Origin of the sequence: Streptomyces sp. NPDC020731, assembly GCF_044334705.1 — a bacterium.
GTDB lineage: Bacteria > Actinomycetota > Actinomycetes > Streptomycetales > Streptomycetaceae > Streptomyces.
This window is the reverse complement of record NZ_JBIRTN010000005.1, coordinates 24,284-44,798: the sequence shown is the minus strand read 5'-3', so window position 1 is coordinate 44,798 and position 20,515 is coordinate 24,284. Positions and strand designations below refer to the sequence as shown.

General features: G+C 70.7%; 18 protein-coding genes. 7 read left to right on the top strand and 11 right to left on the bottom strand.

Translation table 11 applies throughout. From position 1 onward, the window contains the following. Nucleotides 1-23: 23 nt before the first annotated feature. Both ACH4VX_RS09060 and ACH4VX_RS09055 read left to right on the top strand, forming a co-directional pair. Nucleotides 24-524, top strand: a complete 501-nt coding sequence (locus tag ACH4VX_RS09060) for a GNAT family N-acetyltransferase (RefSeq protein ID WP_398366708.1) — start codon at nt 24-26, stop codon at nt 522-524. A 258-nt stretch (nt 525-782) separates the two neighbouring features. Beyond that, complete coding sequence (locus ACH4VX_RS09055; RefSeq protein ID WP_398366987.1) at nt 783-1,553, top strand: GNAT family N-acetyltransferase; 771 nt, start codon at nt 783-785, stop codon at nt 1,551-1,553. 23 nt (nt 1,554-1,576) lie between these two features. On the opposite strand, the gene ACH4VX_RS09050 is transcribed toward ACH4VX_RS09055, so the two are convergent. The 7 genes from ACH4VX_RS09050 to ACH4VX_RS09020 all read right to left on the bottom strand — a co-directional run bounded on the left by ACH4VX_RS09050 (nt 1,577) and on the right by ACH4VX_RS09020 (nt 10,532). Beyond that, nucleotides 1,577-1,852 carry a MarR family winged helix-turn-helix transcriptional regulator gene (locus ACH4VX_RS09050; protein WP_398366707.1) on the bottom strand — a complete coding sequence of 92 codons (276 nt, stop codon included), beginning with the start codon at nt 1,850-1,852 and terminating at the stop codon, nt 1,577-1,579. Nucleotides 1,853-1,861: 9 nt separating this feature from the next. After that, complete coding sequence (locus ACH4VX_RS09045) at nt 1,862-2,461, bottom strand: hypothetical protein (RefSeq protein WP_398366706.1); 600 nt, start codon at nt 2,459-2,461, stop codon at nt 1,862-1,864. Nucleotides 2,462-2,471: 10 nt separating this feature from the next. Next, on the bottom strand, nt 2,472-2,741 hold the full coding sequence (locus ACH4VX_RS09040) for a hypothetical protein (RefSeq protein WP_398366705.1): 270 nt from the start codon (nt 2,739-2,741) through the stop codon (nt 2,472-2,474). Between the two features lie 102 nt (nt 2,742-2,843). After that, nucleotides 2,844-4,601 carry a lectin gene (locus tag ACH4VX_RS09035; protein WP_398366704.1) on the bottom strand — a complete coding sequence of 586 codons (1,758 nt, stop codon included), beginning with the start codon at nt 4,599-4,601 and terminating at the stop codon, nt 2,844-2,846. A gap of 17 nt (nt 4,602-4,618) precedes the next feature. Beyond that, nucleotides 4,619-7,477 (bottom strand): lectin, encoded by a 2,859-nt coding sequence (locus tag ACH4VX_RS09030; RefSeq protein WP_398366703.1) that lies wholly within the window; start codon nt 7,475-7,477, stop codon nt 4,619-4,621. A 382-nt stretch (nt 7,478-7,859) separates the two neighbouring features. Beyond that, nucleotides 7,860-8,675, bottom strand: a complete 816-nt coding sequence (locus tag ACH4VX_RS09025; RefSeq protein ID WP_398366702.1) for a class I SAM-dependent methyltransferase — start codon at nt 8,673-8,675, stop codon at nt 7,860-7,862. A 153-nt stretch (nt 8,676-8,828) separates the two neighbouring features. Continuing rightward, on the bottom strand, nt 8,829-10,532 hold the full coding sequence (locus ACH4VX_RS09020) for a SpoIIE family protein phosphatase (RefSeq protein ID WP_398366701.1): 1,704 nt from the start codon (nt 10,530-10,532) through the stop codon (nt 8,829-8,831). A gap of 59 nt (nt 10,533-10,591) precedes the next feature. Here ACH4VX_RS09020 and ACH4VX_RS09015 point away from each other — a divergent pair, with 59 nt between their 5' ends. Beyond that, nucleotides 10,592-11,140 (top strand): VOC family protein, encoded by a 549-nt coding sequence (locus ACH4VX_RS09015; protein WP_398366700.1) that lies wholly within the window; start codon nt 10,592-10,594, stop codon nt 11,138-11,140. A gap of 57 nt (nt 11,141-11,197) precedes the next feature. Here ACH4VX_RS09015 and ACH4VX_RS09010 read toward each other — a convergent pair whose 3' ends face one another. The 3 genes from ACH4VX_RS09010 to ACH4VX_RS09000 all read right to left on the bottom strand — a co-directional run bounded on the left by ACH4VX_RS09010 (nt 11,198) and on the right by ACH4VX_RS09000 (nt 13,661). Then, a complete protein-coding gene (locus ACH4VX_RS09010; RefSeq protein ID WP_398366699.1) occupies nt 11,198-11,683 on the bottom strand; it encodes a hypothetical protein in 486 nt (161 codons plus the stop codon). A gap of 118 nt (nt 11,684-11,801) precedes the next feature. Next, complete coding sequence (locus tag ACH4VX_RS09005; protein ID WP_398366698.1) at nt 11,802-12,455, bottom strand: peptidoglycan-binding protein; 654 nt, start codon at nt 12,453-12,455, stop codon at nt 11,802-11,804. A gap of 336 nt (nt 12,456-12,791) precedes the next feature. Beyond that, complete coding sequence (locus tag ACH4VX_RS09000; RefSeq protein ID WP_398366697.1) at nt 12,792-13,661, bottom strand: peptidoglycan-binding protein; 870 nt, start codon at nt 13,659-13,661, stop codon at nt 12,792-12,794. A 707-nt stretch (nt 13,662-14,368) separates the two neighbouring features. Here ACH4VX_RS09000 and ACH4VX_RS08995 point away from each other — a divergent pair. Beyond that, a complete protein-coding gene (locus ACH4VX_RS08995; protein ID WP_398366696.1) occupies nt 14,369-15,466 on the top strand; it encodes a hypothetical protein in 1,098 nt (365 codons plus the stop codon). A gap of 5 nt (nt 15,467-15,471) precedes the next feature. Here the strand turns inward: ACH4VX_RS08995 and ACH4VX_RS08990 are convergent, their stop codons facing one another. Continuing rightward, nucleotides 15,472-16,692 (bottom strand): hypothetical protein, encoded by a 1,221-nt coding sequence (locus ACH4VX_RS08990; RefSeq protein ID WP_398366695.1) that lies wholly within the window; start codon nt 16,690-16,692, stop codon nt 15,472-15,474. A 482-nt stretch (nt 16,693-17,174) separates the two neighbouring features. Here ACH4VX_RS08990 and ACH4VX_RS08985 point away from each other — a divergent pair, with 482 nt between their 5' ends. The 3 genes from ACH4VX_RS08985 to ACH4VX_RS08975 all read left to right on the top strand — a co-directional run bounded on the left by ACH4VX_RS08985 (nt 17,175) and on the right by ACH4VX_RS08975 (nt 20,509). After that, nucleotides 17,175-18,011 (top strand): hypothetical protein, encoded by an 837-nt coding sequence (locus ACH4VX_RS08985; protein ID WP_398366694.1) that lies wholly within the window; start codon nt 17,175-17,177, stop codon nt 18,009-18,011. Then, on the top strand, nt 17,986-18,120 hold the full coding sequence (locus ACH4VX_RS08980; RefSeq protein ID WP_398366693.1) for a hypothetical protein: 135 nt from the start codon (nt 17,986-17,988) through the stop codon (nt 18,118-18,120). Before ACH4VX_RS08985 ends, ACH4VX_RS08980 begins: the two co-directional genes overlap by 26 nt. A 352-nt stretch (nt 18,121-18,472) precedes the next feature. Beyond that, a complete protein-coding gene (locus tag ACH4VX_RS08975) occupies nt 18,473-20,509 on the top strand; it encodes a DUF4139 domain-containing protein (protein WP_398366692.1) in 2,037 nt (678 codons plus the stop codon). Nucleotides 20,510-20,515: the final 6 nt, after the last annotated feature.

The following is a 20,515-nucleotide window of genomic DNA, read 5'->3' as shown; positions in this document are numbered from 1 at the left end:
CTCGGCCTGGTTGGCTCACGCCCATGACCTGGCTTCCGCATGACTTCGTCCATCCCCTCCACGTCGACATACCCGACGGCGGAGGCCACCGGCTGCGCCCGATCAGCGGTGCGGACGCGCCGCTGGACTATCCGGCGGTGATGGGTTCGCGGGAGCGGCTGTGGTCGATCTTCGGCCCCGCGTGGGGCTGGCCGTCCACCACGATGTCGTACGAGGCGAACCTCGCCGATCTGGAGCGGCACGCCGCGGAGATCGAGGCGCACGAATCGTTCAACTACACGATCGAGAACACGGACCGCACCGCCCTGCGCGGCTGCGTCTACATCGACCCGCCCGAGAAGCAGGGGGCGGACGCCGAGATTTCCTGGTGGGTGGTGGACGACGAGGTGGGCGGTGCGCTGGAGCGGGCGCTGGACGCGTTCGTGCCGCGCTGGATCGCCGAGGACTGGCCCTTCGAGCGGCCGCGCCTCATCGGCCGGGACGTGACCTGGGAGGAGTGGCTCCGGCTTCCGGACCTTCCGTGAACAGGGCCGTCCGGCAGGCGCGGGGACGTCGTCGTACGCGGGCCTGTCACTGATCGTGGGCCGGGCCGGTGGGGAGGCGGACAGTGCCTGGACGGTTTCGGGGGCCAGGTCGCGCAGCCAGGTGTCCCGCGTCGCCCATGACGCCGGGTCCAGCCGGTTCGGGCGTGCTTCACCGGTGCCGGTGGGCAGACATGTCCCTGCCGGCGATCGAGCAAAGGGGACAAGGTGACGCGGAACTCAGCTGACGCGGTGGAATCGATGGAGCAGCTCGCCACCGTCTGGCGGGTGATGGTGCTCGACCGGAATCCGGGCGCGGACGTACGGGACCTGCCGGGTATCGCGGTGCGCTGGGCGGAGTGCCGGTTCGGTTTCTGGAACTGCGTCACGCTCACCGAGGCCGGGGCGGACGCGGGGCTCATGGAGAAGCGGCTGGGCCAGGCGGCGGACATCATGCGGTCGAAGAGGCACGCCGGCTTCTTGTGGGTCTTCGAGGACCTCCTCGACGCCGAGGCCCGCCCGCGCTTGCCGGAAGCGGTCGAGCGGGCCGGTCTGGTGCACGCCTTCTCTGGCGTCGGTATGGCCGGTGACCTGCTGCCGATCCCCGAACCGGCGCATCCGGACCTGACGTTCGTGCGGGTCGGCACGGACGAGCATCTGCGGGCCTACGCCGATCTCAACTCGCGCGCCTACGACATGCCGCTGGAGGCCGGCCGCGACGGCCTCGTGGGCTCGGGGCTGTGGAGGACAGGGGTGCACGCCTACCTGGGCCTGCGGGACGGCGTCCCGGTGACGTGTGCCGGGGCCGTGGAAGCGGACGGCCGCCTCTTCGTCGTCCTGGTGGCCACGGACCCACGATGGGAACGCAGAGGGTACGGGGAGGCGGTGACCCGCAAGGCCCTGTACGAGGGCGCCCGGGCCACCGGGCTGACCCGCGCCACGCTGCACGCGACCGCCGCCGGGGCTCCCGTGTATCCGCGGATCGGCTTCGAGCCGAACAGCCCACTGCACTTCTTCGCCCCGGGGAGCTGACGGCCCACGCCGGAAGGCCCCTGTCACCGGGTGGACAGCGGACCGCCGGCGGCGCGCCAGTCGACGAGCCCGGCGGCGACGAACACCGCCACCGCGCTGTGCGCGCTCTGCACGGTGATGCGTGAGCGCCGGGCCAGTTCGCTGAACGAGAGACCCGGCGTCCCCCGGATGTGCCCCAGCAGCCCGTACTTGCGCGTGGTCAGACCGAGCGGCTTCAGTCCCTCGGTGAAGGCGGCCTCCCACACCCGGCCCACGGTGAGCAGCGTGACGGTGGGACTGAAGGGAGGCGGTCCGGACATGGGGGCAGACTACCCACCGGAGGAGGAGCGCCGGTGGTCCCGTTCCTCCAGCGGCTCCCGCGCGGCCGGCGCCCCACCACCGGCGTTCGCGCCGCCGACGCCCTTCCGGAGGGTCTCGCGCGCCTCGCGCAGGCGCCGCACCTGCCGGCCGCCCTGCCATGTCAGCAGCGGCAGGACGACCGCGCCGAGCAGACCGCAGACCAGCGCCTGCCGGACATGGCCCAGGAGGAGCGGCGCGGCGACGCACAGCACGTACATCAGGCAGAGGACCACCAGGGCGGGGCGCCGGTGCCGGGTGCGGTGCAGCCGTTGCTCCACCAGGCCCAGCATGGCTTTCCGGTCGGCGGGCGAGGAGGGGATCTCCCCGTGGCGCAGCCGGCGGTCCAGGGTGACCAGGCGGTCGCCCGAGCCGCCGGCCGCGCGCTTCTCCCCCGCCCGCAGCACCAGCAGGACGGTCACCGCGCCCACCGAGGTCACGGCGGCCCGCAACAGCACCACGAGGGCCGGCTCCCCCGGTGACACCAGCATGATCACCGCCCAGCCCAGGAGGACGACGAGCAGCACCTGGGCCCACACGTGGCGGCCGAGGAAGGTATTGAGCCGTTCCACCCGTCGCCCTCTACCGTCCGGACCGGAGACTGCCGTGCCGGAGGCCCACCGTCCGGGCGGTCAGCGCGGCCGCCAGCAGCACGCAGGCGACCACGCTGTACGCCCATTGCGCCGTTCCGCGCACCACGCCCACGATGCTCCACACCGCCCACAGGGCGAGCACCACGCACAGCGCCGTCGAGGCGATGTCGGCGACCCGTGCGCGTAACTGGGCGCGCTGGCGCGTGCCCGGTTCGAGGTCGCCGAGTTCCTGTCCGTCGTGGTCGTGGCGCGCTCCCATGGCCGGCCTCCTCACGTACTTTGCCTCGTTCATCCCTGAAGGCCTATCGGCTACCCCCGGTCGAAAGCGTCAATCGGTGGACGGACAAGGCACGTTGCCGGGTCAGGGAAGGGTCCACTTCTGGTTGGGGCCGGTGTGGCAGGTCCACAGGTGGACCGGCGTACCGTCGTTCCACGTACCGCCCGAGGCGTCCAGGCACCTGCCCGACTGCGGGTTGCGGACCGTACCGTCCGACCGGGCCTCCCACTTCTGCGCCCCCGAGCCGTTGCACGTCCACAACTGGACCCTCGTACCGTCCGCGCTCCCGCCACCGGACACGTCCAGACACTTGCCCAGCGCCCTCAGCGCACCGTCATCGGCCACCGTCCACCGCTGCGCCGCCGTCGTGTTGCACGTCCAGATCTGCACCTGCGTACCGTCCGCCGTGCCCGCGTCGTCCACGTCCAGACACTTGCCGTTGACCCCCCTCACCTCACCGGAGCGCGGATCGGACGGAGATCCGGTCTGTTTGACCCGGATGTCGCGGAAGGCCACGTCGTCGCCGTCACCGTGGTTCTGGAGCCCGATGTGGCCCTGTGCCAGGCTGCGCGCCGGGTCGGTGTTGGTGAAGTCGTTGATCTTCCGGCCGTTGAGGAAGACCTCCAGCCGCTCTCCGGTGACGCGGATCTCGTACGTGTTCCACTCCCCCGGCGGATTCAGCGCCGCGTCGCGCGCGGCGAGGTCGGCGGACCGGAATCCGTACACGGCTCCCGTGGTGCGGTCGGCCGCGTCGGTGGCGTCGATCTGGATCTCGTAGCCGTTGTCCACCGCCGACCAGGGGTCGTCGGACGACGGGAAGCCCACGAAGACACCGGAGTTGTCGTCCCCGTTCGCCCTCCAGTCCAGCTTCAGGGAGTAGTCACCGGTGAACTCCCTGGCGTCGTACCAGAAGAGGCCCAGTCCGCCGTGCGAGGTGAGGGTGCCGTCGGTCAGGGTGAAGCCGCCCGGTCCCGCCTGCTTCCAGCCGGTCGTGCCGGTGCCGTCGAGCAGGGGCGTGTAACCGGTCTCCGGGCGGCAGTCGGCCTTGGTGGTGCCGGCGGCCCAGCGGATGCCTCCGAGCAGGTGCCGGCGGAAGGCGGGGTCGGAGTAGGACTCCTCGGTGTGGCCGCCGCCGGTGTAGAAGGCACGGCCACCGGCGTAGTCCTTGCACCAGGCGATCGGGTGGTCGCCGGACATGGAGCCGCCGGAGTAACTGGATTCGTCCAGCGAGGCCAGGACGTGGGCGGTGGTGCGGGGGTTGGTGCGGTAGTTGTACCACTCGTCGGTGCGCTGCCAGGTGCGGGCGAGGTGCGCGGTGGCGTCGTGCGCCCGGTCCTCGACCTTGACGGTCGCGGGCTGGATGGCGGGGTGGGACTGGAAGAGGGCTCCGGCCAGTCCTTCGTAGAAGGGCCAGTCGTACTCGGTGTCGGCGGCGGCGTGGACGCCGACGTATCCGCCGCCGGTGCCGAGGTACTGCTCGAAGGCGGTCTGCTGGGCGGGGCCCAGGACGTCGCCCGTGGTCGACAGGAAGACCACGGTCCGGTACTGCGCCAGGTTGGCGGTGGTGAAGGCCCCCGGGTCCTCGGTGGCGGTGACGGTGAAGTTGTTCGCCGCTCCGAGGTCGCGCAGGGCCGTGATGCCCTCGTCGATCGAGGAGTGGCGGAAGCCCGCCGTCCGGGAGAAGACGAGGATCTTGTACGCCGGGTCGGCCACCGCGGTGGCCGTGCGGTCCGCGGTGTCGTGGGCCGCCGGTGCGGCGCCGGGCGGGGCGGCGGTCTGAGGTGTCAGGCAGAGCACGGCGCCGGCACACAGGCTGAGCGCTGTCTTGAGCAGGGTGCGCATCGTGGGTCGCCTCCTTTCTACGGCAGGGTCCACTTCTGGTTGGGGCCGGTGTGGCAGGTCCACAGGTGGACCGGCGTACCGTCGTTCCACGTACCGCCCGAGGCGTCCAGGCACCTGCCCGACTGCGGGTTGCGGACCGTACCGTCCGACCGGGCCTCCCACTTCTGCGCCCCCGAGCCGTTGCACGTCCACAACTGGACCCTCGTACCGTCCGCGCTCCCGCCACCGGACACGTCCAGACACTTGCCCAGCGCCCTCAGCGCACCGTCATCGGCCACCGTCCACCGCTGCGCCGCCGTCGTGTTGCACGTCCAGATCTGCACCTGCGTACCGTCCGCCGTGCCCGCGTCGTCCACGTCCAGACACTTGTCGTTGACCCCCCTCACCTCACCGGAGCGGGTGCCGCCGGTGGAGGTGGTGAAGGAGAACTCGTCCACGTCGAACAGGGCGCCGCTGCCCCCCTTGAAGACGAGGTACAGGGTGGTGGTGCCGGCCGGCCGGCCGGTCAGGGACGCCGTGACGTCCTGGAAGGTCTCCCAGCCGCCGGTGACCGGCACGGTGGCCGTGCCGAGCAGGGTGCCGGTCGGGGAGCCCGCGCGGACTTCGAGGGTGCCGCCGCTGCCGCCCGAGGAGACCCGGGCGGTGAAGCCGGTGGCGTTGTCGAGGCCGTAGGGCGTGAAGGAGATCCAGTCGCCGTTGTGGATCTCGCCGACCGTCCTGCCGCCGTGCGCGGGCGCGTGGTTGACGACCTGGACGCCGGCGGAGTCACCGTAGTGCTCGGCCTGGCGGTGGCTGGGCTGGGTGATGTGCTGGTCGTGCGCGGTGAGCGCGGGCTGTCCGTTCGCGCCGGTGTCGGTGTACTCGGCGTCGATGACGCCGAAGATGTTGGCGTTGGGGTCGTGCTCGCCGTCCGCCAGCGTCTGCAGGGTGCCGGTGCAGCCGGTGGCCGAGGTCTGCGGGTGACCGTGGCTGTCGTGACCGATGATGAAGGTGACCTTCACCCTGGCGCAGTCGATCGTGCCGTCCTCCGGGTCGGTGACCGTGACCTTGAACGGGATGGCGGCGCCGAAGTCGTAGATCCGCCCGTCGGTGGGGGTGTCGAGCCGTACGGTCGGGGCGGTGTTGCCGACGGTGATCTGCACGGAGGCAGTGGCGGACTTGCCGGAGGGGTCGGTGACCTTCAGCGTCGCCGTGTACTGCCCGCTGGTGGTGTACGTGTGGGACGGGTCGGCGGCGGTGGAGGTGGCGCCGTCGCCGAAGGTCCAGGCGTGGCCGAGCACGTCGCCGTCCGGGTCGGAGCTGCCGGCCGAGGAGAAGCCGACGGTGAGGGGTGCCTTGCCGGAGGTGGTGTTCGCCTTGGCCTGGGCCACCGGGGCGCGCCCGCCGGTCACGTGCTCGATGCGGTACAGGGCCGAGTTGGCGTCGCCGTTGAAGTAGCCGGTGCCGTAGTCCAGGACGTAGAGGGCGCCGTCCGGACCGAAGGCCATGTCCATCACCTGGGTGCCGCTCCACGGGAAGGAGCCGATGGACTGCACGGTCCCGTCGCCACCGGCCTCGATCCGCTTGATCCAGCGGCGGCCGAACTCGCCGGCGAAGAAGTCTCCGTCGTACTCGGCGGGGAACTTCACCTCGGAGGTGGAGTTCGCGTCGTACCGGTAGACGGGTCCGCCCATGGGCGACTCGGAGCCGTTGCCGAACTCGGGGACGGAGGCTCCGTCGTAGGGGATCCAGGCGGGCTGAACGGGCGGCAGGTCGGTCAGGCCGGTATTGCGTGGTGAAGTGTTCTTCGGCGCCGCGCAGTTGAAGGCCGCACCCGAGGTCCCGGCGGCGAAGTCGTAGTCGACGTAGGCGTCGTTCCTGCCGGTGCAGTAGGGCCAGCCGAAGTTGCCGGCCTTGGTGATCCGGTTGAACTCGACCTGCCCGCCGGGGCCTCGGGAGACGTTGGCGGTGCCCGCGTCGGGCCCGTAGTCACCGACGTAGACGGTGCCGGTGGCCTTGTCGACGCTCATCCGGAAGGGGTTGCGGAAGCCCATCGCGTAGATCTCGGGCCGGGTCCTGGCGGTACCGGGCGCGAAGAGGTTGCCCGCCGGGATGCCGTACGTCGCGTCGGGGTTCACCTTGATGCGCAGGATCTTGCCGCGCAGGTCGTTGGTGTTGCCCGAGGAACGCTGGGCGTCGTAGGCGGGGTTGCGGGAGGCACGCTCGTCGATGGGGGTGTAACCGTCCGAGGCGAAGGGGTTGGTGTCGTCGCCCGTCGACAGGTACAGGTTGCCCGCCGCGTCGAAGTCGATGTCGCCGCCGACGTGACAGCACAGCCCGCGGGAGGCGGGCACGTCGAGGATCTTCTTCTCGCTCCCCGCGTCGAGGGTGCCGTCGGTCCGCAGGACGAACCGGGACAGCCGGTTGACGCCGTCGAACGGGGTGAAGTCGGATGCCGTTCCGTCGGTGGGGGCGTCGCCGGCCGGGGTGCTCAACTCGGGTGCGTAGTAGAGGTAGACGAAGCGGTTGGTGGAGAAGCCGGGGTCGGCCGCGACGCCCTGCAGGCCCTCCTCGTCGTGACTGTAGACGTCCAGCCTGCCCGCCACGGTGGTGGTGCCGGCCGCGTCGGTCCGTCGCAGTGTGCCGTCGCGCGAGGTGTGCAGGACCGAGCGGTCCGGCAGGACGGCCAGTGTCATGGGCTCGCCCGTTTCGGCCACGCCTTTGGCGAGGGTGACCTGCTGGAAGTCCTCGGCCGCCGCGGCTGCGCCGCCGGGTCCGGCCGGGGCGGCGGCGGGGGCCCCGGCGGCCGGGCCCACGGGCAGCGCCAGGCCCATGGCACACGCCACGGCCGTCAGCAGCGTGCGGATACGTCTGTGTCCGAGCGGTTTCGTGCGCACGGAAGTCTCCAGGAATATGGGGGGTGGCGGCAGGCCACGGGGGCCCGCCGTGAAGGAGTACGGGCGCGCGCCGTCGCGCCGTCGAACACCGGCCCGTCACCCCGCACAGGGTTATGACCGGTCCATTTCAAGGAAGTTAGCGGGCCTCGCGGGAACGCGTAACCCCTTTCGCGCACAGTCCCGCATCTTCTTCCTCGGATGAGACAAAGTGCCGGTGCCCCGCCCTGGGCCCGGGGTCACTTCGGCCGAGGAACGCGCCGGCGCCGCGTGGTCCGCGCCATCACCGACGAGAACCTCACCACCCCTACCGCCGAACAGCGGAGGGCGTCGTCCTGCCGTGAGTCGGCATCCCGCGGTTCACCGCGGGCCCGGTCGCAGGCGGTCAGCGGCGGGCCTCCCCGGGTTTTTGCCCCCAGGCGGTCAGCATGCCGGCGGACAACGCGGCGCACTCGTCGGAGTCCAGGTACCGGACCGCGGCGTCGACGGCGTCGTCGTCGACCAGGCCGGTGGCGAGCATCGCCGCTCGGCTCCGCTCCCATGTGTCCGCCCAGAAGCGGCTGATGGGACTGCCGGGCAGCAGCGGCGGCACCTGCATCTCGGCGGCGACACGCACGAGCCCCGCCCCGCGCAGCAGCCGAGGGTACGACGGCACCCGGGAGACATCGGTGCCGATGGCCGCCCGCAGCCCCTGCCACATCGCCCGCATCACCACCGTGTACGGCGTGCCGGGCGTCCGGTCGCTCGTCAGGTCGACCGCGTCACTGAGCACCAGCACACCGCCGGGCGCGACGAGTCCGGCCAGTGCCGTGATCAGACGTTCACGCTCGGGCAGATGCATCAGCACGAAGCGCGCGTGGACGAGCCCGAACCGGCCGGGGGCGAAGTCCGGGGCGGTGATGTCGGCCTCCAGCACATCGAGCCCCGGCACGGGTCGCCCGGCGAGGAAACGTACGTCGCGGTCCACGGCGAGCACGCTCGTCACCCCGGCCTCGTCCAGCAGCCGGCGGGAGACCGTGCCCGTTCCGGCACCCACGTCGAGGCAGCGCCATCCCGGGCCGGCCCCGAGTGCCCGCAGCCGCGCCATGGTGATGTCGTCGTAGGCGAGGGCGCCGAAGTCGATGCGCTCGCCCTCATGTGCCTGTTCGGGGCGGAAGACGGCCTCGCCGTACCGGCCGCGCCCGCGCGGAGCGGCGGTCACCTCGCGGCCCGCGCGACGGCGGGAGTGCCGTCCTCGACGCTTTCCGTCGCCCGGCCGGCGAAGGACTTCGACAACGGGTCGTGGGACGGTTCCATGGCCGGGCCTCCTCATGCGGTGGACGGTGCCGGGCGGCCCTCGGAAGCTCCCACGGGCTCAGCCTTCGGGGACGCGCAGGGCCAGGAGGGCCACGTCGTCGTCGTTGTCGGCGGGGCGGACACGGCGGAGCAGTTGGTCGGTGAACGAGGTGAGGGGGCGGTGGGCGAGGGCGGCGGCGTGCTGGCGCAGCCGGTTCAGACCCGTGTCGAGGCTCTGGCCGGGCGCTTCGATGAGGCCGTCCGTGTACAGCACCAGGATGGACCCGGGCGGGAGCAGCGCTGTGGCGTCGGGGCGCCGGAAGCCTGCCTGGGTGCCCAGCAGGATGCCGTGGCCATCGGTGAGGTAGTTTGCCAGGCCGTCCCGGCTGATCAGCAGCGGCGGAGGGTGGCCCGCGTTGGTCCAGGACAGCTGCCAGTGACCCTCGTGGGCCGCTTCGATCCGGCCGAAGATCATGGTGGCCATGGCGACGTCGGTGATGTGCTGGATCGCCTCGTCGAGCCGTTCGACGATACGGCTGGGGGGTTCGTGCTGGGACCAGGCGTAGGCGCGGAGCATGTTGCGGACCTGTGCCATGCCGGCTGCCGCCTCCAGGTCGTGGCCGACGACGTCACCGATGGCCAGGGCGGTGGACTCGTCGGACAGGGGGAAGGCGTCGTACCAGTCGCCGCCGACATGTGAGGCGTCGGGTGCGGGCATGTAGCGGACGGCCATCTCCAGGCCCGAGACACCCGGCATCTGGGGCAGCAGGTGGTTCTGCATGGTCTCGGCCACCTTGCGCTGACGCTGGTAGAGGCGGGCGTTGTCCAGGGCGAGGCCGGCCCGACGCGCGATGTCCTCGATCAGCGGAAGGTCCACGGGGGCGAAGGCCGCCGGAGTCTCGGTACGGCCCAGGGTCAGCGCACCCAGGACCGAGCGCGGGCCGCGGATGGGTGCGATGGCCGCGGAGTGCATCCCCGTGGCGTGGAACAGGCGGCCCTGCTCGACCGCTATGCCGGAATCCGGTGTCCCCTGGTAGGTCTTCGGGCCGGCCAGGGTGGAGGCGACGCCGCGCAGGGCTCTGGACAGGGGCATCGGGGATTCCTCGGGAATCGGCGGCATCGGTCCCTGCAGGTCCTCGTGCTGCACCAGCGTGCCGCCCTCGGCGTGGACCACGACGGTACGCCACAGCTCGTCATGTTCGGTGATCAGGTCGATGATCACCCAGTCCGCCAGCCGGGGCACGACCAGGGCCACCAGCCGCCGCAGCGCCTCGTCGACGTCGAGGGTGGAGGTCAGCTGCGCGGTGGTCTCGGCCAGCAGAGCCAGCCTTTGCAGCTCCGACAGCCACTGGGCCGCCGGCTCCGGTCGCGGGCCGGTGTCCCGCGGGTACTCGGGGGTGTGGAAGACGACGAGTGTGGCGGCTTGCCGGTCGCCGATGCCGTACGGGGTGACCAGCCAGGAGATCGGCAGCACCGAACCGTCGGCGCGTGCGAAGTAGTCCTCATCGGCCTGGGCGGGGCGTCCGGCGTGGAATGCCTGTCGCATCGCGCATTGGGTCCTCGGCAGCTGCTGCCCCTGCGGACCGCGGTGCAGCAGGTCGTGCGCGTCATGACCGAGGAACTCCGCGGCGGGCCGGCCCAGCAGTTCCTCGGCGCGGGCGTTGACGGCGACGATGCAGCCCTCCTCGTCGACGACGTAGGCGCCCGTGCCGATGGCTTCCAGCATGGCGGAAGCCACCGGCACGGACAGCCCGTGGACCTCCGTGCGCTCCGACCCTGTCATCGTGACCTCCTTGCCGGTCGGGTCGACGCCCCGCCCGCCACCCGTGTGCCCAGCCGCATGTGCCTTCTCCCGCTTCCCTGCCTTCCCCGTATGCCCATGCATATGAAGATCCCACGTCGTCCGACGGCTTCGATGAAATTCACTCCGACAAAACCGGGCAGGAGCACCGCGTGGATTCCCCGCCGCGTTTCACACTGGCCGCCACCACGCTCGACGCACCTGACGCCCGGGAGCTCGCACGGTTCTACCAGGGTCTGCTCGGGTGGCGGGTGCGGAAGGAAGAGCCGGGCCGGGTCGAGACCGCGCCGTCCGACGGCACCGCCGGGCTGTCGTTCCGGACGGAGCCGCCCTCCTCACGCCCGCGGTGGCCCTCCACCCGGACCGGGCAGCAGATGATGGCGCATCCGGACATCGAGGTGGACGACCTGTCGTCGACCGTCGAGCACGCCCTCGCTTCGGGGGGGGGTGGCCCCGGCCGGCTTCCAGCCCCAGGCCGATGTGCGTGTCCCGTACGACCCGGTGGGCCACCCGTTCTGCCTCTTCGTGCGCACCGGCCAGGGCGGCTGACGGACCGGGCCGACAACGCGCACGCGGGAAATGACGGGTGACCGCGGCGGGGGACGGAGGGTGACCGGTGTCCGCCCGGTCGCGAAACCGTGCGGAAATCAGGCGTCCTCGTCGGCACGGCCCTCCCCCGCCATGTACCGCCAGACCAGGGCGTGAGCGAGGATGATCAGGACGATCAGCAGGAGAGCCTCGGTCTGGATGGGACGCAGCCTGACGTGGCGGGCGAGATCGGGGAACGCGCCGACGACGGCGATCAGCGCGTAGAGCAGTGCCGCGGCGGCCTGCTGCCAGGTGATGAAGTGGTCGCCGCGGGCGCGGGCCAGCAGCCGCAGGGTGGACACACAGCCGATCACGGAGAGGACGATGAAGGCCACCCGCCGGACCTGCGGCTTCTCGGTGCCGCCGACCTGGGCGAACAGGCCCATCAAGGCCGGCAGCAGGAAGGACAGGTAGATCCCGCCGACGACGCGGCGCAGGACGGGTTCACTCATCCAGTCGGTATGGCTTTGCACGACGTTCCACCACAGGCCGACCAGGGCGAAGCAGGTGGTGGAGAAGAGCGCGTAGAAGGTACTGACGTCCATGATGAACGAGGGTGGCAGCGTTTCCGGCACCCGCGAGCGTCACACGCCCTGCACCCGCCCGGCGCCGCCGGTACGGACTGCACGCCGGTCCGCGGAAACCGCCGCCGGGCTCTCCCGGTCACCAGCTGGGGGGCACGTCGGAGCCGAACCGGCCGCCGGCCGGGCGCTTCTCGAAATGGAGGTGAGGGCCGGTGGCGTTCCCGGTGGAGCCGACTTCTCCGACTTTCTGGCCCGCCTTGACCGAGCCCCCCTTCACGGTCTGCTCGGAGAGGTGGCAGTAGTAGAAGTCGAACGCGCCGACGCGCAGCACGAGGAAGTCGCCGAAACTGCGGTCGTGTCCGCTGCGGACGATGGAACCGTCACGCACCGCGACACAGGGCCTCCCCTGCGGAGCGGCGTAGTCCGCGCCGGTGTGACGGCCCAGGCTCCAGTGCGGTCCCTTCTTCCCGTAGGGGGTCGTGACCCCGTGCTCCGGTACGGGAGATGCGGCGCGGGCACCACCGGATGCGGGGGCCGGCGTCGCCGTCGGGACGTGGAGCCGGTCCCAGCTCGTCTTGCCCGGGACGCCGTTGGCATCGGCTCCCTCGAACCCGATCTTGCGCTGCCAGGCGGCGTACGACTGCTGGTCGACATCGGTCCACTCGGGACCCGGACCTGTCCGGTACTTCCCGCACCCTTCCGCCACCAGGCGTTTGCCCATCGAGGCGATCACGGGGCTGCGTTGTCCCTTGTGGAAGAATTTCGCTCCTGGGAATGGCGCCGTCGCGGGCATGGCCCTCTCTCCTTTTCCATGAGGTTCGGCAGGGCGCCGGATGACGGTGCGGGATCGTCTGTCGAATGCGTGAGATGTCACCGTACCGGCGCCGGAAGCGGCCGATCGGCGTGAAGGCCGGTAAGGAGTGACCTGCCGGTCGGCACAGCGGCACTCCTGCCGAGGAGCCACGAGTCCTTCCCGGATCGTGCGCCGCTGACTGTCGCAGTCGCTCTTCTTCCACCATGCGCCCGATGGAAGGGGCGCGCAAACCCGGGAAACATACCTGCGCACCGGCTCTCTGACGGCCCGTCCGCCGGTTCCGGCCCCGGAATCCTCCGGCACTACGCCCTCACCTCAGACGTTGGGGACGGCCAGCCTGTCCCAGCTGAACCGGCCGGGAACGCCGTCGGCGGCGCTGCCCTCGAGACCCAGCTTCTGCTGCCAGGCGGTGTACGACCTCACGTCACCCGGTCCCCACACGTCGATGGCGGTGCTGGACGTGTAGCGGTCGCAGTCCTCGTCGACGAGCCGGCCGTGCATTCCCGCGATGACCGGCGATCTGCGTCCCGCGCGGAAGAACGGCACCCCGGGGAACGGCTCGAACCGGGGCTCATCAGAGAGTGGTCCGGGCGGCGGTGACACGAACGCCGGCCAGGAGCCGGGGTCGACATGGTCGTTCTCCGGGACATGGGCATGGGCGTACCACCCGCCCTGCGACCTCCACTTGTCGGCCGGACACGTACGGCGGGTCAGGGAAGTCGGAGGGCCCATGGGCCAGACGTCCGGTACGTCCCAGGAGTTGATCCATGCGTGAAGGTCGTCCCAGCCCCTGCAAGGGGTGTCGACCAGCCTTGCGAACACCTTGCCGTTGACACGGCAGTGGGGGAAGAACAAGGCCTCGATCTGGATGACGACCTTGCCGGCGCGGTTGGTACGCGTCCCACCGGCCTTGTCGGACAAGGCCTTGCTCCGGGAGGTGGCGGGGAAGAACTGGGTGAACGCTCCGGTGAAGGGGTCCCAGAGGAGGTGCGGAGACCGGCCCCTGCCGCCGCCGGTGAAGAAGCCTTCGAGGTTGCCGAAGGGGACCAGATCCAGGGGAGTCCCGGCGTCGGCCTCTCTGTCCGCCGTGATGTGCGCGATCGCCCTCGCCGGGAACTCGGGGTCACACGGAGCATGGTCCCCGACGTCCGCCTTGAGAGCCTGGGGCATCCATGGATGGGGCATGACAAGATCCTTCCCTCTTCGCACCGCACATGACGGTGGAATGCGGCAGGGGTGGGACGGGGGAAGCGGGCGCCGGGGCGGACAAGAGGCCCCGCAGCAGGCCCTCCCCCCACTTCCCACGATGCGTCTGCCGGGGGCCCGCGGCAAACGGGGCAGGACGATCGGCCGCAGCGTCCGAGGCGTGGTGTTCCCGTTGCGGGATGCGCCGGACAGGTGAAGAGTGGATTGATATCCGCTCCCCGTTCTTCCGGCTTCACATTTCCTGGAGCCGCCGTCAGGGGGAAGAATCCGCAACGGACCGGAGCACCACCGCGCACAGCGTGTCTGGAATCCTCATGGCCAGAATTTCCCGACGGTACGTCATCAACATGGTCAGCGCCTCCGTCCTGGCTGCGGCACTCGCGTTGCCGGCCGGCACGACGATCGCCACGGCGGAGCCCCGGAGCCCGAACGGGGGCACCGCCGAAGCACCCGCTCAGACCCCAGAACCTCCGCCGCCCTCTCCTTCCGTGCCGAGCGAGCCGGCCGGAACCACCACACCCCCTTCCTCTCCACCGACCACTGATCCGGGCGGTCCCACGGACCCCTCGACGTCTCCCTCTTCCACGCCGGGCGAGACGCCCGACGAATCTCCGTCGACGGGGCCCGGCGAAACGGACGGACAGACACCCGAGAACCCGTCGGATCTGGAGACGGAATCCGACGAGGTGACGACGGATCTGAACGAGGAGAAGGAAAAGGTCCCCGAGGAACTCGCGTCGGCCGTGGACACCTTGACGGACATCGTCAGCGCCCTCGACGCCCCGGAGACGTTGCCGCAGGACAGGGAGGGGATCATCGAGAGCGTCGAGAACCTGGCCACCGCACTGGAAGTCATCAGCGACCCGAGCACCCCTCCCGAACTGCGGAAACAGTTGACCGCGCTGGTGAAGCAGGTGACCTCCACGCTCGAGACGGTCCATGGCTCCCAGGTGCCGCCCGAAGAGCGGTCCATGCTCATCCTGGTGGTCAACCGGACGACGTCCACCCTGGACGTCATCTGCGACCCCAGGACGCCACAGGAGTTGCGGGGATCGCTGATCGCCATAGTGGAAGAAACGAACTACGCCTTGGAGACAAGCCCGGACGGCACGCAGTCCGGTTCGGCGAACGGGAGCCAGAGCCCGGACCAGGGCGAGGGTTCGGACCAAGGCCAGTCGACCACGATGCTGCTCGGCTCCTCTTCGGAGATAATGCACGACCGGAGGACACCGCCGAGGGAACGGGAACAGCTGGCCACCATCACACAGCAGGTCAGCTCGTTGCTGAAGAAAGTCACCGACCCGAAGACGTCGCAGGAGGAGCGGTCCGAAGCCAAGAAGAAACTGGACGAGCGAACCACCCGTATGAAGGAACAGCAGGAGGAATCCGCGTCCGCCCAGGATCGCCCGGAGGAGTCCCTCGGCAAGGCGGCCGCGTTCTGCGCCAGTGCCATATTCGAGTCCACCTCGGAGTCCAGCCTCATGCGAGGGCTGGAGAAGCTGGTGCCCGCGCAGTGGGAGGACGAGGGAGTCAAGGACTTCTACAAGGCGAAGGAGAAGAGCGAGGACCAGCTCGACATCCTCGCCCAGCTGCGGAACAACGAGGACTCCCAGGCCCCGTTCGACGTCGTACCGCTCGTCACCGCACTCGCCGAGCTCGTACCGCGCGACAGGCTGTTCGGGGATCTGGGCGGCTCGGCTCTCTCCTGCCAGCAGACCGCCTCGTATCTTGACGAGGAGTTCGGCGTCACCGTGGGCACCTGGCTCACGCGGGCCGGCGGATGACCGGGTCACACCCCGGCGGATCCCAGCAGTTCCGCCACGGCGACCTCTGAATCGGCCCGGGCCTTCGCAGCGCCGTACCCTTCCAGTTCTCTCCTTTCTTCCTGGTCGTCGCCCAGCCCGGAGTAATTGAAGCGGAACGACGAGATGGAGGAGATGAAGCGGCCCTGCGGAGACCAGACAGCCGTCACATAGCGCGGCTTGCGTGTCACATTGATGAGGTTATTGTTGTGCCGTACCCTCCCGCGATATATGAGTTGCTCCCCGCATATCACCGGCGGACAGTAGTAGCCACTGTTCTCGTCCCATGAAGGATGAGCGAAACCGAACTCCTCCACATCGATCTTCCCGCGGTCCTTCCTCATGTACGAGATCTCAAATTCAACACTCACAGTGTCATATTCAGCATTCTTGGGAAGCTGGAACACACGTTTCATGGAATATTCCTGCCCCACGTCGAGCGAGCTGCCGGAATCCGAGAACCGTCCACTGCTTATCGTGGTGTACCTGAGTTGGTCGACATAGAGCTCCGCCTCCCCCTCGCGCCTCCCCTGCCGCCCCACGCTCTTCCTCCACTCCGCCGTCAGATCCTCCTCGCCGCGAGAATACAATGCACCTCTTCCACGGACCGTGTAGATATTATTGATGATGTATACGGGGATCCCTCCTGTGTTTTTCACGTACAACGTCAGCGGGACATGCACATACGGGACGGAGCGATCCTCCCACGCCTTTCCGAATTCTGCCTTCAAGGTGAAATGCATGGGAGCCGCCGCAGGCTGATACATAGTGGAATATGCGAGGCTGACGGCCGTCAGGAGTGCCGTGGCGACCACTCCGGCCGCGAACTTCTTGGGGTGCGGCATCCCCTTCCACGATTTTTCGCGCACAAGAAGGGCCAGCGCCCATACGGACCAGCACCACATGGGCATGTAGACCAATACGTGATGCGTGTACTCCCTCTCCTCGAGCCAGAGGAAGAGAAGAAGGCTGTCGGTGGCCAGCACAATGATCACCCCGAGCAGGACAAGCGCCCCGGAGGCCCTGAACTGCCGCCTTCCCCAGTGGTCCCGGGCCGCGATCGCCGCCACTCCCTGCACCACGCCCGACAGGACGAACAGCACACCGGTGATGCGTTGCGCGAAAGTCAGGGCCCCCGAGGCGTCCGGCCACCCGATGACCGCGCTGAAAGCCATGGAAACCAGCAGCCCGGCCATCATGAGCGACATGACCGCGCGCCTTCTCCAGGCTCGGTCGGGCCAGGTCCTGCTGTCACCCCCGCGCCAGGAAATGGAGGACGGATCATCCAGGTCCGCGTTTTCCGGATAACCGAAACGGCCGAGTATTTTTCGCAGTTCGGCCGGTGACCAGGCACTGCCTACCGTCTCGCCGCCGATGGTGACTCGGCGAAGGCCACGGCTGTCGGGCGGCTCCACGATGGCCCATGGACGGATTCGCATGACCCCAGACTCGAACCTGAGCCGGCGTGGTGCACCCGGAACTACCCCGTTCGGAAGGAAGCCGGAGAGGCCTCCGTGTCACTCGCACGGGCGGAGCGACCGGACGGGGAGCACGATGTCCGGACGATGCGACAGGCGCCCCGTCAGGTCACATAGGACAGTAAGACCATGAACCGTCACCGACGCCCACCCCGGCGTGCCCCCTGGATCGCAGGCGGCGCCGCTGTGCTCGTCCTCGGTGGCATCGGTGTGTGGGCGTTGGTGGCGCAGGACGGCGGCACACCCGGCCCCACGCCCTCGGCCTCGAACGACCTGTCCCTTCCGACACTGAATCCACTGCCGTCCTGGACGTTCACGACAGAGCCGTCGGGCACGGCACGGCGGACGCCGCCGCCCACGCTGTCGCCCGGGCCGACGACGTCCCGGCCCCGTCAGCCGACCCCGCCGAGCCGGCGGCCGACGGCCCGGCCGACGCCGCCGGCACAGAGGCCGACCGGCGAGCCGCTACCGCCGGCACGGCGGACGACAACCGAGCCGGCACCGCCGGAGCAGAGGCCCACGACTCGGCCGGCGCCGCCCAGCCGCCGACCGGTGCCCCACCGGACCACGACCGGCACGTCGGCCACGCGCGCTCCGAAGGCGGGACCGACGACGCCACCACCACCGACGCGGTCCGCGACACCCCGGCCCTCACCGGGCTCTCCCACACCCGCACCCTCGCAGCGGTCCGCAACGCCACCGCCACCGCCACCGCCACCGCCACCGCCACCGCCACCGCCACCGCCACCGCCACCGCCACCGCCACCGCCGAAGCGCACCACACCCAAGCCCCCGCCGAGGCCCGCGACGCCCAAACCCCCGCCGAAGTCCGCGACGCCCAAGCCCTCGGCATCACCCGTCCGTCCAGCGCCGACACGGACACCGACGAAGCGACCGGCGCCCTCGAAACACGTACCGACGCCGTCCGCCATGACGCCCGGGCCGACGCCCACGACCGGTGGCGACAAAGGGGCGACCACCACGTGGTACACCTCTCCGGCCGCGACGGCCGCCGCCCACCGCATGGCGAACGCCGACGCGGTCGGTGACCCCGCCTGCTCGATGGCGGCGGTGGGTCGGCCGGACCCCGGCCTGGTCCCGCGGAACAGCCGTATCGGCATCGGGCACCACGGCACGTACTGGTGCCTGGTCTGGTGAGGCAGCAGTCGTCACCCCGCCGCTGCCCGTGCTCCTGAGCCGCGTTCACGCACCGGCCGGTGCTCCGAGCACGTACGGGGACAGGATGTCGGCCACCGCCCGGGTGCGGGACCTTCGCCTCGATGCCGGCACGCTGTCCCTGGCCGGGGTCGAGCCGCCGGTCGCTCACAATCACGTCGCCCGCGGCTCGCCAGGTGCGCATCCGAGGTCCGGCCCGGGAAGCGGAACGGCGGGCGGCGGCTGACACCCCGTCGCGCGTGTTCCGTGCCGGCACCGGGACCTGGCAGGTACGGCGACAGGTCACCGCGTAGGCTGCCCTCGGCACGGACACGGCTGGGTGGGTGGGGGGCGCATGGCAGCTGGGACGACCCCGAGGTGGGCATCGACTCTCGATTCGGTGGTGGTGTACGCGCAGGGTGCGCTCTGCCGCCGCCTGGCCCGGGGCACGGTGCCGGCCGACGGACGCGTGCGGGTGACGGGACTGCCCCGCTCGCTGGACCCGGGCTCGTTGCGGGCCCGCGTGCTCGGAGCGTCCGGGGTACGTGTCACCGAGGCCCGGGTGGAGGTGGAGGCCGAACTCCTCGGCGCGGAGCCGGCCGTCGGGTTGCAACGCGATGTGGAACGGCTGCGCGACGACTGTGCGGCGGCGCGGGGCCGCCGGGACCGGCAGCGGGGTCTGATCGAGGAGGTCGGAGCGCTCCGTCCGGTACCGCCGGCCCGCAAGCGGGACGACCCGCATCGCCGTACCCCGGTCGACGCGTGGCTGGAGCTCTCCGAGTTCGTCGACGAGCGTTTGTCCCTGTTGCACAGCCGGCTCCGCGAGCTGGACGATGAGCTGGGCCGGGTCGAGCACGAGCTCGCGGTCGCCGAGGACAGGCTCACCCGTGCCTCCACCGATGCCCAGTCGGCGACGGTGGCCGGTTCGTCGGGTGCGGTCCTGACGCTCGACGGCGCGGGCGAGGTGGAACTGGAGGTGGAGTACGGGGTGCCGGGCGCCGTCTGGGTGCCGGCCTACCGTCTCACTCACCGTCAGGGAGACAGTGACGGGTCTCTGTTGTTGCGCGCCTCGGTCGCCCAGCGCACCGGTGAGGACTGGACCGGTGTGCGCATCGCCCTGGCCACCGCCGATCTGCGCCGTCGCACCGACCTGCCCCGGCTCCGCTCGGTCCGGATCGGACGCAGTCAGCCCGCCCCCGCGCCTTCGGGCTGGCGTGAGCACCCGGCGGGGCTCACCGGTCTGTTCGCCGGTTACGACGCGGCAGGCCCCCACCCCGACACGAGAACCGGGTACGCGGCCCTGGTCGGTGCCGCTCCGCCACCGCCGCCCGCACCGGCGGGTCACGGCGGGCCGCCCGTCCCGCCGGAGGGCCCTGTCCCTCAGCCCTTCGGGGGCGTCATGTCACCGGCCATGGCCAGGTCGAGCGGCAGGCCGCGTACCGCCGGAAGGCCCGTCGCGCCCGGCGCCGCGCCCGCGGCTCCCGGGGCCGCTCCGCCACCGCCCGCCGTGTCCACGGCCGTTGCCGAGGCGGCGCCGCCGGCGCCCCCGGCCGGTCCGCCGCAGCCGGACGGCGCCGAGCTCGACTACTCCGCGCTCGTCCTGTGCGGCCCGGACGAGCAGGGCGGCCGTCGGGGCAGGCTGTTCCCCGGTGCCGGTTTCGACCCGGTGACCGCCGAGTACCGCCGCCGTGCCGAGACGGTGGGCGCGCTGCCCCTTCCCGGACACGCCGTACGGCCCCGCGAGTCGGCGGGTTCCTTCGACCACCGTTTCGATGCCGCCGCCCCGGCCGACATTCCCTCGGACGGCACCTGGCACACCGTCACCGTCGGCGAGATCCCGGTCGGCCTGCGCACCGAGTACCTCTGTGTTCCGTCCGTGGAGCAGACCGTGTACACGACGCTGGTGCTCTCCAACGCCACCGATCAGGCCCTGCTGGCCGGTCCGGTGGAGGTCACCGTGAACGAGGACTTCCTGCTGACCGCCGCTCTGCCCACGCTCGCCCCGGGCGGTGGGTGCCGGGTGGGGCTCGGACCGGCCGAGGCCATCGGGGTCACCCGCCGGGTGAATCTGCGCGAGTCGACCGCGGGGCTGCGCAACAACGTCACCGTGCTCGACCACCGCGTCCATGTGGAGCTGGCCAACCGGCTTCCGGTGCCCGTCTCCGTGGAGGTGCGCGAGCGCGTGCCCGTCACCTCCGACGCGGACGTCCGGATCGAGGAACGAGCCGACTGGACCGCGCCCGAGGGCGACGCCGGACCGGAGCACCATGCGCCGGGCACCCGCCTGTGGCGGATCGAGCTGCCCGCCGGCGGCACCGCCGCTCTCGACGGCGGCTACGAAATCCGGATCCCGGCCGGCAAGGCCCTCACCGGCGGCAACCGCAGGAGCTGACACAGT

What these genes read in the sequence shown, in the direction of transcription:
- ACH4VX_RS09060 (WP_398366708.1), top strand. Translation starts at nt 24, where the DNA reads ATGACCTGGCTTCCGCATGACTTCGTCCATCCCCTCCACGTCGACATA.
- ACH4VX_RS09055 (WP_398366987.1), top strand. Translation starts at nt 783, where the DNA reads ATGGAGCAGCTCGCCACCGTCTGGCGGGTGATGGTGCTCGACCGGAAT.
- ACH4VX_RS09050 (WP_398366707.1), bottom strand. Translation starts at nt 1,852, where the DNA reads ATGTCCGGACCGCCTCCCTTCAGTCCCACCGTCACGCTGCTCACCGTG.
- ACH4VX_RS09040 (WP_398366705.1), bottom strand. Translation starts at nt 2,741, where the DNA reads ATGGGAGCGCGCCACGACCACGACGGACAGGAACTCGGCGACCTCGAA.
- ACH4VX_RS09035 (WP_398366704.1), bottom strand. Translation starts at nt 4,601, where the DNA reads ATGCGCACCCTGCTCAAGACAGCGCTCAGCCTGTGTGCCGGCGCCGTG.
- ACH4VX_RS09020 (WP_398366701.1), bottom strand. Translation starts at nt 10,532, where the DNA reads ATGACAGGGTCGGAGCGCACGGAGGTCCACGGGCTGTCCGTGCCGGTG.
- ACH4VX_RS09010 (WP_398366699.1), bottom strand. Translation starts at nt 11,683, where the DNA reads ATGGACGTCAGTACCTTCTACGCGCTCTTCTCCACCACCTGCTTCGCC.
- ACH4VX_RS09005 (WP_398366698.1), bottom strand. Translation starts at nt 12,455, where the DNA reads ATGCCCGCGACGGCGCCATTCCCAGGAGCGAAATTCTTCCACAAGGGA.
- ACH4VX_RS09000 (WP_398366697.1), bottom strand. Translation starts at nt 13,661, where the DNA reads ATGCCCCATCCATGGATGCCCCAGGCTCTCAAGGCGGACGTCGGGGAC.
- ACH4VX_RS08990 (WP_398366695.1), bottom strand. Translation starts at nt 16,692, where the DNA reads ATGTCGCTCATGATGGCCGGGCTGCTGGTTTCCATGGCTTTCAGCGCG.
- ACH4VX_RS08980 (WP_398366693.1), top strand. Translation starts at nt 17,986, where the DNA reads ATGGCGAACGCCGACGCGGTCGGTGACCCCGCCTGCTCGATGGCGGCG.
- ACH4VX_RS08975 (WP_398366692.1), top strand. Translation starts at nt 18,473, where the DNA reads ATGGCAGCTGGGACGACCCCGAGGTGGGCATCGACTCTCGATTCGGTG.